The 15,099-nt window shown below is 63.3% G+C and carries 13 protein-coding genes; 3 read left to right on the top strand and 10 right to left on the bottom strand.

Annotated features, from left to right (window positions below; all coding sequences use genetic code 11):
* Positions 1–45: 45 nt before the first annotated feature.
* Together polA and G7044_RS03510 are read right to left on the bottom strand one after the other, a co-directional pair.
* Positions 46–2,856: a DNA polymerase I gene (gene polA, locus G7044_RS03515; protein WP_166325988.1), complete on the bottom strand. Its 2,811-nt coding sequence runs from the start codon at positions 2,854–2,856 to the stop codon at positions 46–48.
* A 75-nt stretch (positions 2,857–2,931) separates the two neighbouring features.
* Complete coding sequence (locus G7044_RS03510; protein ID WP_235931175.1) at positions 2,932–3,105, bottom strand: zinc-finger domain-containing protein; 174 nt, start codon at positions 3,103–3,105, stop codon at positions 2,932–2,934.
* A 179-nt stretch (positions 3,106–3,284) separates the two neighbouring features.
* On the opposite strand from G7044_RS03510, the gene G7044_RS03505 reads away from it, so the two are divergent.
* Positions 3,285–4,214: an ABC transporter ATP-binding protein gene (locus tag G7044_RS03505; protein WP_166325982.1), complete on the top strand. Its 930-nt coding sequence runs from the start codon at positions 3,285–3,287 to the stop codon at positions 4,212–4,214.
* A 10-nt stretch (positions 4,215–4,224) separates the two neighbouring features.
* Positions 4,225–4,677, top strand: a complete 453-nt coding sequence (locus tag G7044_RS03500; protein WP_166325979.1) for a GFA family protein — start codon at positions 4,225–4,227, stop codon at positions 4,675–4,677.
* A gap of 60 nt (positions 4,678–4,737) precedes the next feature.
* Here G7044_RS03500 and G7044_RS03495 read toward each other — a convergent pair whose 3' ends face one another.
* From G7044_RS03495 to G7044_RS03485, 3 genes are all read right to left on the bottom strand, one after another.
* Positions 4,738–5,445 (bottom strand): metal-binding protein ZinT, encoded by a 708-nt coding sequence (locus tag G7044_RS03495; RefSeq protein ID WP_166327319.1) that lies wholly within the window; start codon positions 5,443–5,445, stop codon positions 4,738–4,740.
* 124 nt (positions 5,446–5,569) lie between these two features.
* The gene (locus G7044_RS03490) at positions 5,570–5,953 is read right to left on the bottom strand and encodes an HIT domain-containing protein (protein ID WP_166325976.1); all 384 of its coding nucleotides are present in this window, start codon (positions 5,951–5,953) and stop codon (positions 5,570–5,572) included.
* 20 nt (positions 5,954–5,973) lie between these two features.
* Positions 5,974–7,551, bottom strand: a complete 1,578-nt coding sequence (locus G7044_RS03485; protein WP_166325973.1) for a DUF5928 domain-containing protein — start codon at positions 7,549–7,551, stop codon at positions 5,974–5,976.
* Between the two features lie 133 nt (positions 7,552–7,684).
* Between G7044_RS03485 and G7044_RS03480 the strand changes: the two genes are divergently transcribed.
* Positions 7,685–8,503: a sulfotransferase family protein gene (locus G7044_RS03480; protein ID WP_166325970.1), complete on the top strand. Its 819-nt coding sequence runs from the start codon at positions 7,685–7,687 to the stop codon at positions 8,501–8,503.
* A gap of 69 nt (positions 8,504–8,572) precedes the next feature.
* On the opposite strand, the gene G7044_RS03475 is transcribed toward G7044_RS03480, so the two are convergent.
* The 5 genes from G7044_RS03475 to G7044_RS03455 are packed head-to-tail and all read right to left on the bottom strand — an operon-like array spanning position 8,573 to position 15,096.
* The gene (locus G7044_RS03475; protein WP_207630148.1) at positions 8,573–10,540 is read right to left on the bottom strand and encodes a 3'-5' exonuclease; all 1,968 of its coding nucleotides are present in this window, start codon (positions 10,538–10,540) and stop codon (positions 8,573–8,575) included.
* Complete coding sequence (locus tag G7044_RS03470) at positions 10,540–10,911, bottom strand: response regulator transcription factor (RefSeq protein WP_166325964.1); 372 nt, start codon at positions 10,909–10,911, stop codon at positions 10,540–10,542. Before G7044_RS03470 ends, G7044_RS03475 begins: the two co-directional genes overlap by 1 nt.
* Position 10,912: 1 nt before the next feature.
* Positions 10,913–11,416, bottom strand: a complete 504-nt coding sequence (locus G7044_RS03465) for a hypothetical protein (protein WP_166325961.1) — start codon at positions 11,414–11,416, stop codon at positions 10,913–10,915.
* Entirely contained in the window at positions 11,413–13,230 is a 1,818-nt protein-coding gene (locus G7044_RS03460) for a putative nucleotidyltransferase substrate binding domain-containing protein (protein ID WP_166325958.1), read from the bottom strand. The genes G7044_RS03465 and G7044_RS03460 overlap by 4 nt, the downstream gene beginning before the upstream one ends.
* Positions 13,231–13,284: 54 nt before the next feature.
* The gene (locus G7044_RS03455; protein ID WP_166325955.1) at positions 13,285–15,096 is read right to left on the bottom strand and encodes a sodium:solute symporter family protein; all 1,812 of its coding nucleotides are present in this window, start codon (positions 15,094–15,096) and stop codon (positions 13,285–13,287) included.
* Positions 15,097–15,099 lie beyond the last annotated feature (3 nt).

The raw sequence follows: 15,099 nt of genomic DNA, 5'->3' as shown, positions 1-15,099 counted from the left end.
ATGCCCCGCCTTCTCGCCGCTTTCCCCGTCAGGGCGGCGGGGGCGTCAATGTGCCTCGGCCCAGTTCAACCCGGTGCCTGCATCCACCACCAGCGGCACCGACAGCTTGACCGCCGGGTCCGGGGCGTTTTCCATCACATCGCGCGCGCTGGCAATCAGGCGGTCCACGGCACTGTCCTCGACCTCGAAGACCAGTTCATCATGGACCTGCAGCAGCATCTTGGCTGGAATGTCCTTGATCGCCTCGGGCATGCGGATCATCGCGCGGCGGATAATGTCGGCTGCCGCGCCCTGAATGGGCGCGTTGATGGCCGCGCGTTTCGCGCCACCGGCCGCCGGTCCCTTGTCGTTGATGAAGGGCGTGGCGATCTTGCGTCCGAAGATGGTGCGCACGAAGCCGTCGCGTTTCGCGTCGGCGACCGTCTTGTCCATATAGGCGCGGATTTCGGGGAAACGTTCGAAATAGGTGTCGATGAAGGCCTGCGCCTCGGCGCGCGGGATGCGCAGGTTGCGCGCCAGACCGAAGCCCGAGATGCCATAGATCACCCCGAAATTGATCGCCTTTGCCTGACGGCGGATCATCGGATCCATGCCTTCGACCGGCACGCCGAACATCTGGCTGGCGGTCATGGCGTGAATGTCGATGCCTTCGCGGAAGGCTTCCTTAAGCGCCGGAATGTCCGCGACATGGGCCAGCACGCGCAGCTCGATCTGGCTATAGTCCAGACTGACCAGCTTATGCCCCGGCGTGGCGATGAAGGCCTGGCGGATGCGGCGGCCTTCCTCTGTCCGCACGGGGATATTCTGCAGGTTCGGCTCGGTCGAGGCGAGCCGCCCGGTCTGCGCGCCGGCGATGGAATAGCTGGTATGAACGCGGCCGGTATCGGCGTTCACATGGGTCTGCAGCGCGTCCGTATAGGTCGATTTCAGTTTCGAGATCTGCCGCCAGTCCAGTACCCGCGCCGGCAGGTCGTGGCCTTCGGCGGCCAGATCCTCCAGCACGTCTGCACTGGTGGAATAGGCGCCGGTCTTGCCCTGCTTGCCGCCTTGCAGACCCATCTGATCGAACAGGATTTCGCCAAGCTGTTTCGGGCTGCCGACGTTGAATTTGCCACCCGCAAGGCCGTGGATCTCATCCTCCAACCCTGCCATCTGCTGGGCGAAGACATTCGACATACGCGCCAGATGTTCAGTATCGACCTTGATCCCCGCCATTTCCATATCCGCCAGCACCGGCACCATGGGACGCTCCAGCGTTTCATAGGCTGTGGTCACGGCATTCGGCGACAGCTGCGGGCGCAGCATCCGCCACAGGCGCCACGTCACCTCGGCATCTTCGCCCGCATAGGGCGTGGCCTTGTCCAGCGGCACTTTATCGAAGGTAATCTGCGACTTGCCGGACCCGATCAGATCCTTGATCGGCATGGTCTTGTGGCCCAGCACGCGTTCGGCCAGCCCGTCCATGCCGTGGTTGAACACATCGGAAGACAGCGCGAAGGACATCAGCATCGTGTCCTCGATGGGCGTCATGCGGATGCCGTTCCGGGCAAGGATCTTCCAGTCATACTTGATGTTCTGACCGATCTTCAGGATCGCGGCGTCCTCAAGCACCGGCTTCAGCTTCTTCAGCACCAAGGCACGGTCCAGTTGTCCGTCCAGCAATGCGCCGGAATCGAACAGATCGCCGCCGCCGGAAACATGGCCCACGGGGATATAGCAGGCCATGCCCGCCGCCTTACACAGCGAGATCCCGACCAGATCGGCGGTCATCTCGTTCAGACCGGTGGTTTCGGTATCGATGGCGACCGCGCCGGCCTCATGGATCGCAGCGATCCATGTTTCCAGATCGGCCTCGGTCGTGACGGTCTGGTAATTGGCGACGTCGATGGCGGGCCAGTCTGGGCCGGTGGCGGCGGCGGCCTTGGCGCTTGCGGCGGGCTTGTCGGCAATCACCGGGGCTTCCACGCTGAACTTCTCTGCCACGCGGTTCGACAGGGTGCGGAACTCCATATCCGTCAGGAAACCCAGCAGGGTTTCCGGGTCGGGATCGGCGATTTCAAGGCTTTCGAGCGTGAAGTCCAAGGGCGTTTCGCAATCCAGTTGCACCAGCTTCTTGGAGATGCGGATCTGTTCGGCATTGTCGATCAGGGTCTGTCGGCGCTTGGGCTGCTTGATCTCTCCGGCGCGGTCCAGCAGCGTTTCCAGATCGCCATATTCGTTGATCAGCAGCGCCGCGGTCTTGATGCCGATGCCCGGCGCGCCCGGCACGTTGTCGACGGGATCGCCCGCCAGCGCCTGAATATCGACCACGCGGTCGGGGCCGACGCCGAATTTCTCCTCGACCTCCTCGGGGCCGATTTCCTTTGACTTGATCGGGTCCAGCATCACCACGCCGTCACCGACAAGCTGCATCAGATCCTTGTCGGAACTGATGATCGACACGCGCCCTCCGGCCTCGCGCGCCTGACAGGCGAGCGTTGCGATAATGTCGTCGGCTTCAAACATCTCCTGTTCGATACAGGCGATGTTGAAGGCCCGCGTGGCCTCGCGCGTCAGGGGAAACTGGGGCTTCAGATCCTCGGGCAGCGGCGGGCGGTTCGCCTTGTACTCCGGGAAAATATCGTTGCGGAAGGTCTTGGAGCTGTGATCGAAAATCACCGCGACATGGGTCGGCGCATCGTTCCCCTTGGCATCCTGCACATACTTCCACAGCATGTTGGAAAAGCCCGCGACCGCCCCGATGGGCAGCCCGTCGGACTTGCGCGTCAGCGGCGGCAGCGCGTGATAGGCGCGGAAGATGAAGGCAGAGCCGTCAATCAGGTGAAGGTGGTGGCCCTTGCCGAAAGCGTTGGACATGCGAGGCTCCTTTTCGTCGCGCATGTTCTGCCACAAGCACCCGCCGGGGCAACCCCCCAGCGACCGGGCAACCGGTCAGTGGTCGTCGTGAACGTGTTCGCGGTCGACCACGAAACGCTTGTCGCAATAGCCGCAGTCGACATAGCCGGTGAACGGCGAGATCAGCATCCACACCTTCGGATGGCCAAGCCCGCGCGATTCGTCGCCCGAGCAGGCGACTTTCCAGCTGGTCACGACCTCTGTTTCCAGCGGCGGATGCTGGTTTGGCGCGTCCTGTCCGGTCGAGAGCGGGCTTTCGGGAAGGACGAATTCGGTATCAGTCATTGCGGACCTGCTTGTCTGGCTCGGCTGGATCGGGTCTAACCCCTCCCATACCGCAGCCAAGGCCACCTCGCAAGAACGGTGCCCGCCGAAAGCCAGGGAACCCAATGACCGACACCGCCCATGCCATCGACATCAGCGGGCTGCGCAAGACCTATCGCGCAGCCGGCAATGCCCCCGCCAAGGAAGCGCTGAAGGGGATCGACCTGAAAGTGCCTGCGGGCTCTATCTTCGGGCTGCTGGGACCGAACGGCGCGGGCAAGTCGACGACGATCAATATTCTGGCCGGGCTGGTGAACAAGACCGCCGGCCGGGTGGTGATCTGGGGCTTCGATCAGGATGAGAACCCGCGCAATTCCCGCGCCGCCATCGGTGTCATGCCGCAAGAGCTGAACATCGACCCCTTCCTGTCGCCCCGCACCAGCCTGGAGGTGCAGGCGGGCCTTTACGGTGTGCCGAAATCGGAACGCTGGACCGATGACCTGCTGGAGCTGGTCGGGCTGACCGAACAGGCCGAAAGCTACACGCGGCACCTTTCGGGCGGGATGAAGCGGCGGCTGCTGCTGGCCAAGGCGCTGGTGCATCGCCCGCAGGTGCTGGTGCTCGACGAACCCACGGCAGGCGTCGACATCACCCTGCGCGACATGCTGTGGGCCAATGTGCGCCGCCTGAACGAACGCGGCATGACCATCATCCTGACCACCCATTACCTGGAAGAGGCCGAGGCGATGTGCGACCGCATCGCCATCATCGACCGCGGCGAGGTGCTGGTCGAGGACACCACGCGCGCGCTGCTATCGCGCGCGGATGGCAAGACGATGGTGATCGAAACCGATGCCGCCGACCTGCCCGCCCTGCCCGACGGCGTGATGCCGGAATGGCGCGGCGATGGGCGGCTTGCGATCAGCTATCAGCCATCGCGCGTGCAGCCGGACCGGATCATCGACGCCTTGCGCGCGGGCCGAATGCCCATTCGCGACATTGCGATCGAGCAGCCAAGGCTGGAAGATGTGTTCATCGAACTGACCCGACGCTGAGGATGGGCCCATGACCGACGATCACATCACCACCGGATCCTGCCGCTGCGGGCATGTCAGCATCGCCGTCCGTGGCGCGCCGCTGATGACCTTTGCCTGCCATTGCACTGGCTGCCAGCGCATGACCGCCAGCGCCTTTTCGTTAAGCGCGATGTATCCCGAAGCGGCCGTCACCGTCGAAGGTGAAACCGTGCTGGGCGGCATGCGGGGCGAGTTGCAACATCATTTCTGCCCCGGCTGCCTGAGCTGGCTGTTCACCACCACGCCCCTGATGGGACCGATGGTGAACGTCCGCAGCAGCATGCTGGACGGCGGCCCGGCGCAGGAACCCGCCTTCATCGAATGCTGGACCAGTGAAAAACTGCCATGGGCACAAACCGGCGCCGCGCACAGCTATGAAGGCTTCCCCCCGCAAGAGGAGTTCGGCCCGCTGATGGCCGCCTATGCCGAGGGTCGCGGATAAACAACCAGCCGGGCGCGGCTGCGACAGGTGCGCCCGGCTGGACCGGCGATAAGTGCCGGATCAGTGTGCCATCATTTCCTCGGCCACCTGCTCGGCCGTCAGCGCCGCCGGGTAATAGGTCGGCCAGTTGGTCAGTTCCTTCAGCACCTCGGCCCGGTCCTCACCCCAGTAAAGATGGTAATGATCGGCCTTTGAAGGCGCGATCTTGTGGTCGCTGAACTGGATGAATTGGGGCGCTTCGGCATCGCCCTCGACCTTCTGGAAGATGAAGCGGACGCCGCGATTGCCCTTCTTGTAGGTCAGGATCTCATGCCCATCATCGGCGTAGCGGGCCGAGACCGGCTTGCCGTCGCGGACAAAGGTCACCCGATCGCCCGCAACGGTGATGCGTTCGACATCGGTCGCATAGCCGGTCTTGTAATAGTCGGTGTATTCGGCGGCGGTCTTGTCGCCGTGTTCGGCCTTATGCACCATCACCGCATCCAGCTTGCCGTCCAGCAACAGCGGATAGACGGATTGCCATTCCCCCTGCCAATCAGACAGCCCGCGCGGCGCGATCTGGTCATCGTCGAAATAGCCCTTGGCAGCGGCTTTGGTGACCTCATCGCCATGGTCATGCGCATGGTCGTGATCGTGCGAATGCGCATGGTCATGGCTGTGATCATGGCCGTGATCCTTGGCCGCGCCCTGCCCGGCATGGGTTGGAACTGCTGCAACCATCAGCGCGAAAGCCGCCGCCAAGGCGGGGATCCGGGTTGTCTTCTGCATCATCTGGGTCTCCTTCATGATTCGAGATGTTATTACATAACGTTTTTGAATCAGACAACCCGCTAAACCCTTGATTTTGCAACAAGCGAAAATGGCCCCGCATCGCTGCGGGGCCATTCCGCGATCAGTCGCGCAGCTGGATCATCGGGCCGATGACCCGGCCGCCAAGGATATGCAGGTGGAAATGCGGCACTTCCTGCACACCGTCATTGCCGGCATTGGAAATGGCGCGGAAGCCGTTGCCGCCCTCGCCGGTCGACAGGCCCTCGTCCCTGGTGATCTTGGCCACCGTGCGCATGAAATCGACGATCTCCTCGGCCGAGGCATTCTCGGCGAAATCGTCCATGGTCACGTATTTCCCCTTTGGGATCACCAGCACATGACTGGGTGCCAGCGGCCGGATGTCGCGAAAAGCCAGCGTATGTTCGGTTTCCGCCACGGTGTTGTTGGGGATCTCACCACGCAGGATGCGGGCAAAGATGTTGCTGTCGTCGTAGTCATAGGCCATCGGGCTCTCCTTCGAACGGATCAATCGGCGAATAGATGCGGGGTCGAGGCGATGCTTCGGGCGCGTTCCTCTTCGACGCCGAGGAAGGCGGCAAGGGCGGCGGCGTTGCGGATCGGGCCGTCCTTTTCGCTGATTTCGAAATAGTCGTTGAAACGGACATCGCGCAACCTCTCTGCCTCGTGTTCAAGATCGTCGCGCACCACCGGCAGCAGGCGTTCGATCACCTCGGACGGGGTTGAGGGGTTGGCCAGACCGACACGATCAATATGGCCGCGCAGATAGGAATCATCAAAACCGGCGTCGATGAACAGGATGCGGGTATTGCCCTTGTCATTGGCGAAATCGAGCACGAAATCCAGCGCCGAGGGGTCGATACAGATGGCCAGCCGCGAATCTCCGAATTCATCCATCAACAGCCGAATCAGTGCCCGGCGGTGTCGCGCACGCTTGCCCACCGTCTTTTCCACACCGCCAAGATCAGGCAGACGGGCATCGCGTTCGTTGAACAGGTAATCGACGGCCGGAATGTCGGTGTGACGCCGGATCGCCTCGGTCAGGCGCTTGGCGACATGCCACTTCTTGGCGACGATGATGAGCAGCCGGCTTTCACGGCCCAGCGACGCTTCGGTTTCCCAAAAGCGCGGGGCAAAGCGACGGCCGACCCGACCGCGACCGGTCAGGAAGCTGAACAGCGACTTGCCCTCGCCCGAGATGGCGAAACTCAGCCCCCGCGCCTGCCACAGCGCGCCCAGCCTTTCCTTCAGTTCCAGCGCCTCGGGGCTGATCTTGCGGGCGAACAGGTAGTCCTGCCCCAGAAGAAGGTCATAGTGATCGTTGCAGAAAACCAGCGGCATCCCGTAATCGGTGAACATCAGATAGGTCAGCGTGCGCGCGCGAATCTCGCGCCGGGGCACCACATGGCGCACGACGGTCTGAAAGAAGGTCTCGTCCGGGATCCATGTCGTGGCGAAGAAACGCAGCACCTCTGGACGCTGCTTGCAGAATTCCAGCACCTTCTCGATCGTCAGGCGACGCAGGCACCACCACTGGCTGCCGATCATCATTTCCAGATCCTCGGGCACCTTGCGCACCAGACCGAAGCGTTTTTGCAGGTTATAGCTGGCGTTGAATCGCCGGGTCTGGGTGCGTTCGTTGAACCAGTGCCGATAGATCAGCCGGTCTTCCTTCATGCCGGTCTTGATCCAGTTCGAGGTGAAGAAATCGAAGCTCTCGATATAATCCACATGCTCGGCATCAAGGAAAGCATGAGCAAACTCGGCCGATTTGACCGGCATGCAATCGCCTGAAAGCATGTAGAAATGCGTGGCTGAAGGGAAAGCCGCCACCGCCGCGCGTACCGTATCCAGCGTGGCGGCAACCAGGGACCACTCGCCCCAGCCGCATTTGTGCCGGCTGCTGGCGAATGTGACATTGGAATTCGGTCCAAGGGCGGCGCGGATGTGGTCGAATTCCGCGCGCGACGAGCGACCATCATAGTGGATCGCCACATAATCGCCGGTCGCGGTCAGCCGCTCTGCTTGGGCGATAACGCCCTTGGGATCCTTGTGGGCCAGCAGGATAAAGGCGATCTTGGCCATGGCTCTCCGTCGCGGGTATCAGAATCGGGCATCGAAACCGCTGCTAGGCGTTGAAAACATTGCAACGATCTGCTTTTTGTCTCTAACGATTTTGACAGGTGCCGCAAGCAGGCGGCAAGCAAGAGGTAAAACTATGGGCTTTCCCGGAACCTGGATGACCGAAAGCGAAAGCATGGTCTATCGGGTGGTCCCCAAATGTGCCTGCTCGACCATCGGGCAGATCATGTTCTATTCCGATCACGGCCGCTATTTCGATGGCGACATTCATGACAGCAAGCAAGGCCTGCACAAATGGGCGCAGGATGACAGCCAGACGCCCATCGAACAGGCGGTTCATGCGCGCAAGGGCGTGACCTTCACCTGCGTGCGCAACCCATATGCACGTCTGCTGTCGTCGTTTTTCGACAAGATCGCCGGCATCCAGCGCAATGGCAAACGCTATCGCGGCAACCTAGTGCCGCAGCTGATCCAGAAATACGGCATCGAGGTCGGCAGCCCCGAGGACAATTTCGATTTCGACCAGATCAAGTCCTTCCGGCGTTTTCTTCTGTTCGCCCGCGACACCATCCGCTGGCGCCGCCCGATGGAGCCGGACATTCACTGGTCGGCCATGTCGGGGCATATCTCGACCTTCATCGTCAATGGCGGGCGTTACGACCAGATTTTCTTCACCGAGCGCTTCAACGACGGCATGAAGAAGGTGCTGGATGCGGCCGAGACCCCGGTAAAGGTTGATGTGGCCGACGTGCCGCGCTTCAACGAATCCGAGGGTCATGGACCGAAGCGCGCCCATAAGGTCAGCGAGTATTTCGACGACCTGTCGCGGCATCTGATCTGGGAAATCTACAAGAAGGATTTCCAGCTGTTCAAATATGACTTCGACGACCCGGATAACAAGTTCCCGCTGGCCGAGGTTGATCTGGACGAGGTTCACGCCAAGCTGGGCCGATAAGAAGGGCGAAGGGGCGCTGCCCCTCGCGCCTGGCGGCGCTCACCCCGGGATATTTGGGCCAGCGTGAAATCAGCCCGCTGCGGGCCCATGGGCGGCGGCGAGATTGGCGTCGCTGAGCAGGCGGCGGTATTTCTGCGCCTGCTGCAAGACCTGTTCGAAGCGCGAGATGCCCTTGGCCTCCAGCGCGGGCAGCATGCGCAGAAAGGCCTGCGCGGTTGCCTCGGCATCGCCCATCGCAGTGTGGCGAAGGTGATCGGGGATCGAGATCCCGAGCCGCGCGCAGATCGCATCAAGGCTGTGCGTGGCGCTTTGCCCCCAGATCATCGCCGACAGCAGCACCGTATCCATGACGCGATTCGGGAAATGCAGGCCAGTTTCGCCTTCGGCGGCGCGCAGAAGCCCCATGTCAAACGGCGCATTATGGGCGATCAGTACTGCGCCTTCGGAAAAGTGGTGAAAGCCGCGCAATGCGGTGGTCATGTCGGGTGCATCTTCGACCATGGCGTCGGTGACATGGTGGATCGCCGTCGACGCGGGCGGGATCGCCATGCCGGGATGAACCAGGGTATCGAACTGCTCTCCCGTCAGGCGCCCGCCGGCGATGCGAAGGCCGGCAATCTGAACGATCCGGTCCGATAGCGACAGGCCGGTGGTTTCGGTATCGAAGACGACGCAGGTCAGTGCCGAAAGCGGGCGCATGTCGGGCATGCCCTGTCGGGCAAGGGCGAAATCATAAGTGACGGCAGGACGCGCATTGCGCGTGACCGCCGACACCGCCAAGGGCAGCACCAGTTGGGCCTCGTTCGGGGGGACAGTTTCGGGCCAGATCCCGGTGCCATGCGCCGCAAGGATGTCGGCCCCGCTGAGTTCCGGGTGATCGGGATCCGGGGCGTCCCGCAGCCAGAGGTCGAGTTCGTCGATGGACAGGGGCGCACCTGTCCAGCGAAGGCGCAAGGTCGCTTCGGCCCCGGCTTGGGTGACATCTGCCGTTGGCGGGCGGCCGCTGTTCTGCAGCCTTTGGCCCAGCTGCGCCGCAAGCCCGCCGATCTGCCAGCCATCGGCGGCAAGGGTGACCGGGGCAATATCGGCCAGCGGTAGGCCAAGCCCGCGGGCCAGTTCCTCGGCGGCGACGCGGCGCTGTTTGGGCGCGCCCGGATGCAGCGCCGTATCCAGTTCAGCCAGCGCGGCAGAGAGGCCCTGCCCTTCGCTGCGGATCATGTCGCTTAGCGCCGGGGGCAAGGGGCTGGACAGATCGTCCAGAAGCGGGGTCAGCACGGCGGCATGTCTGCGCAGCTTTTCCATCGCGGCGCGGGGCGGCACCAGTTCGCGCCGGGCAGGACGCAGGATCAGCACGGTGCCCCCGTCCTCGCCGGGCATATGCCGCAGACGGCCTGTCAGGCGCGTACCCTCCGCACCAAGCAGCGCGACATCGCTGGCCGCCGCGCCCGCCGCAATCCGGGCCTGTGCCGCCGCCAGCCCTCCGCCGCGCAGGAACCGGCCCAACTCGCGATCAAGCGCCAGTCCCGGCAGCAATTGCGCTGCTGCCGCGTTATAGAACAGCACGCGCGCCCGGTCATCGGTCAGCACCGCGCCCGCGCCGATATCCGACAGGATATTTTCCAGAATCGAGCTTTCATGTGCCAGCGTCTCAGCATGGGCCTCGATAGCTTGATCCAGATCGGTCAGGGCCCGCGCCCGGTCCGCCACGGCCCGCGCGGCAGGCGCAAGATCGGCGAGATAGCGGCCCTCGGCCTCGGACGGAGTCGCACCGGTCAGAAGGTTGCCCGCCAGCGTTTCTATCGGACGCGCGACATGGGTGTCGAACAGATACCACACCAGAGTGGTCAGCCCCAAGGCACCAAGCCCCGCGATCAGCGCCATCAGAACCAGCGCATCGGTCAGCTGTGCCGGGGGCACACCCGCATCCCGCAGCATCACCTGCGCCGTCACGATACCTGCCCCGATGGTCACCAACAGCCCGGCAACCAGCGCCGCGAAGATCAGGAATACCCGCAGACGCAAGGACAGCTGAGACATCACGCCTGCCCGCCCAGAACGCGGGCCATTTCGGCGCGCAGCTCGGCCAGTTCGAAAGGTTTGGCAACGAAACCGTCAGCACCAAGCGCCATCCCCTTGCGTCGTTCCATCACCGAGCCGCGCGCCGTCATCATCAGCACCCGCACATCGGCAAGCTCCGGGTCAGCCCGCATGTCCTGCACGATCTGATAGCCGGACATTCCGGGCAGCATCACGTCCAGCAGAACCAGATCGGGATGGGTCGCGCGCAATGCCTCGATCGCGCCTGCGCCGGTGGCCAGCCGGCTGTGGTCATGGCCGTCACGGGTCAGCAGGAAATCCAGCGCGATGGCGATGTTGTCCTCGTCCTCGATCACCATGACGCGCGCCATGTCAGCCCCCTGCGCAAATCGCCGCGAAGACCGGGTCATCGGCGGGCGCGGGATGCCAGTTGCCCTGCGGGTCACGCAGCCGCCCCCCGGCACAATCGACGCCCTGTTCAACGGTGACGCTGCGCTTCCAGCGTTCGACCAGCGTCACCGGGGCGATCCGCGTGCCCTGCCCGTCATCTTTCAGCGCCCCCCGGTCGATCAGCGCCAGCCGCGCGGTGGGTGCCGCCAGATAGGTCCAGGGCCGCAGCGGGCTGCGGGCACTGCCTTCGGCCACAACAGCCACGCGTTCGGGCAGCTGCGCCTTGACGCGCGCGGCCCAGCTGTATTCGTTCCAAGTGGCAAAGCCGATCATCGCCAGACCGATCCCCGCCGGCAGCAGCCAGCGCGGCAGGCTGTGCCCCGCCGCCCGCATCGCATGCATCAGCGCGTAAAGGACCGCAGCCGCGCCCCCGCCCACCGCCAGCGTGCCGATCAGGTCCCAGCCGATCCCGCTTGCTCCGGTCATCCCAATACTCCCCTTCCCTGTCCAAGTGCAGATTGCATCGTGCGCACCACCACGAAGGCGTCGCGCAGATGGCTGCGTTCGAAATCCGCCAGATCAGCCGGCGAAAGATAGTTGTCGGGCTTGCGCCCGGCCCGGACCAGATGCGCCTGATTTTGCAGACGAAGGGTCTGGATCAGGTCGTAGGCCGCGATCAGGTCGCGCGCCCCACTGCCCGAGATCACGCCTGCCGCTTCGGCCGCCTCCAGCCGGGCGCGCGTATTGACCGGGGTCAACTGCCCCTTCAGCGCATAGACGCGGGCCAGATCGGCGACCGGCACAACGCCGTTCATCTTCATGTCGATATGGCCCTGATGCTGACCGGAACGGATGGTTGCAAACCCCCTGATCAGCCCAAGCGGCGGCTGGTGCTTCAGCGAGTTCGAGATCATATGCGCCACGAAGATCGAGTTCGCCGATGCCATCGCCAGCGTTTCCGACTGCAGACCCGCCAGCAGCGATGCATCACCGCCGATTGCCCGCAGGTCGAACATGACTGATGCCAGCATCTGCGCCTCGGGCGAGGGATTGGCGATCCAGTCGGCGAAATACTTGCGCCAGACACGGCGCGGCTGACCCCAGCGCGGATTGGTGGCCATCATGTCGCCCGGGCAATAGACATAGCCGCAGGTGTTCAGCCCATCGCTGACAAAACGGGCGAGTTCAGCGAACCACGGATCGTCCGGGTTCGCCTCATCCGACAGGATCAGCACATTGTCCTGATCGCTGACCCCGGTCTGGTCCTGCCGCCCCTGACTGCCGCAAGCGGCCCACAGCCAGGCCGCAGGCGCAGGCCCCAGTTTGTCCTGTGCCATCGCCAGAAGGCGCCGGGTCACGGCGTCTGCAATGTCGGTGATCAGGCGGGTGACGACTTCGTGTCGCTGATGGCCGGCGACAAGGCTGACCAGAAGATCCGGGATGCGGGCGGTCACCTCGGCCATCTGTTCCACGGTTTCCGCGCCCGCCACGTCGTGGATCAGCACCGAGGTCGAGATTGCCTGCAGCCGCGTCAGGTCGGTCTGGGTGACCATGCCGACCAGCCGCCCCGCCTCGATCACGGGAAGATGGCCGATGCTGCGCTCGATCATCGCGTGCAGCACGTCCGAGCCGAGCGCATCGGGCGGCAGCGTCACTGGATCGGACGTCATGATGGTTGAAACCGGGGCCTGAAGGTCAAGCCCTTCGGCAACGACGCGGTTCGACATGTCGCGAATGGTGACCAGGCCCAGAAGCCTGCCGTCCGGGTCGGTGATCCCGAGCGATGAAATCTTCGCCTCGCGCATTATCCGGGCCGCCTCGCGGATGGGCGTGGTCGGTTCGGTCGTGACCGGGCTGCGGGTCAGGATGTCGGATATCTTAAGCGTCGCGACATCGGGCCCGCCGCGGCCCGAACGTTCGCGCCCGCCACGTTCGAAGAAGCGCGCAAAGTCAGGGCTTTCCGCGATCAGACGGCGGAATTCAGCGGCAGGCAGCAACAGGACCGTGCCCGTTCGCGCCATCCGCGCAGTGGTGACCGCGCGGCCATCGGCCAGCAGCCCGCGTTCGCCAAAGCTGTTGCCGCGTTCCAGCAGCGACACCAGGGCGCCGTTCGCATCGGTGATTTCCACGGCCCCGTTTTCGACAATATAAAGCCCGTCCAGGATCTGACCGCGGGTATAGATCATGGCCCCTTCGGGCAATTGGCTGCGGGCGAAGGAACGGACCACACGGGCCCGCTCGTCCTCCGACAGCGTGTCATAGGGATGCAGCACTGAAATGAGAGCGTCGATGGCTTCCATAGGCTCCTCGGGTCAGATGCCGCGCCCCCAGTGAAGGGGACGCGGCGGTTTCTGTCAGTGGTGCGTCGCCGTACCCGCACCGCGCGGGATGCGGATGGATTCGACCAGCTCGACGACTTCGACCGGCGGTTCCTCGGTCGCGTTCGATACCAGATAGGCCACGCCGAAGTTGATCAGCGCACCGATCACCCCGAAGCTTGCGGGCGAGATGCCGAACAGCCAGTTCGCCGCCGTATCTTCCAACATGTTGGTGCCGGCAATGAAGAACCAACCCTTGTAGGTGAAGATATAGATCAGCGTCGACAGGATACCGGCCAGCATCCCCCAGATCGCGCCCTGCTTGTTGATGCGGGTCGAGAAGATGCCCATCATCAGCACCGGGAAGATCGACGAAGCCGCAAGACCAAAGGCAAGCGCCACCGTCTGCGCGGCAAAGCCCGGCGGGTTAAGCCCCAGAATGGTGGCGACAAGGATCGACACCGCCATCGAGATACGGGCGGCCATCAGTTCGCCCTTCTCGCTGATTTCGGGTGCCAACCAACCTTTGACAAGGTCATGCGACACCGCGCCCGAAATCGCCAGCAGCAGACCTGCCGCCGTCGACAGTGCCGCCGCAAGACCACCCGCCGCAACGATGGCGATGACCCAGCCCGGAAGGTTCGCGATTTCCGGGTTGGCCAGAACCATGATGTCGTTGTTCACGGTCGGCAGTTCGTTGCCTTGCAGGTTCTGCTCGGCAATGGTTGCTGCCAGCGCCTCGGACGGTTCGCCCTTGTCGTTGTAATACTGGATCAGGCCGTCGCCGTTCTTGTCTTCCCAACCCAGCAGACCGGTGACCTGCCAGTTGCGCATCCATTCCAGCTCGGGCGCGTTATCAATCTGGTCCAGCGAGACCGCGGGCTGGCTGAAGGTCTCGCCTTCGGCAGCACCCGGCCACATCGTCGTGGTCAGATTGAAACGCGACATCGCCCCAACGGCAGGCGCCACGGTGTAAAGCAGCGCGATGAACACAAGCGCCCAGCCCGCCGAAGAACGCGCATCCGACACTTTCGGCACCGTGAAGAACCGGATGATCACATGCGGCAGCCCCGCCGTGCCGATCATCAGCGCCAGCGTGAACAGCACCATGTCCAGCGTCGATTTGTGGTGGCCGGTATAGTTGGCAAAGCCCAGATCCGTGACCACCTGGTCAAGTTTGGTCAGGAACTTCGTGTCTCCGCCAGCCAACGAGCCAAACAACCCCGTCTGCGGCAGAACATGCCCGGTCAGTTGCAGGGCAATGAAGATCGCAGGAATGGTATAGGCGATGATCAGCACGACATATTGCGCCACCTGCGTATAGGTAATGCCCTTCATGCCGCCAAGAACGGCATAGCAGAAGACGAGCGCCGCACCGATCCACAACCCGGTCGAGTTAGACACCGCGAGATAGCGCGAGAAGGTGACGCCCACGCCGGTCATCTGACCGATCACATAGGTGATCGAGATGATCAGCAGGCAGACGACCCCAATGATCCGCGCGGTGCGCGAATAGAAGCGGTCGCCGATGAATTCCGGCACGGTGAACTTGCCGAATTTTCGCAGGTAAGGCGCCAGCAGCAGCGCCAGCAGCACATAGCCGCCGGTCCAGCCCATCAGATAGGTCGAGTTGTCATAGCCGGTAAAGGCGATCAGACCCGCCATCGAGATGAAGGACGCCGCCGACATCCAGTCGGCAGCCGTGGCCATCCCGTTCATGACCGGGCTGACGCCGCGGTTCGCGGCATAGAATTCGGCCGTCGATCCGGCGCGTGCCCAGATCGCGATGCCGATATACAGCGCGAACGACGCGCCAATGAAGATGAGGTTCAGCGTAAATTGCGACATGGC

Source organism: Paracoccus xiamenensis, from assembly GCF_011308835.1.
Lineage (GTDB): Bacteria > Pseudomonadota > Alphaproteobacteria > Rhodobacterales > Rhodobacteraceae > Paracoccus > Paracoccus xiamenensis.
This window is presented reverse-complemented; position numbering and strand designations above follow the sequence as displayed.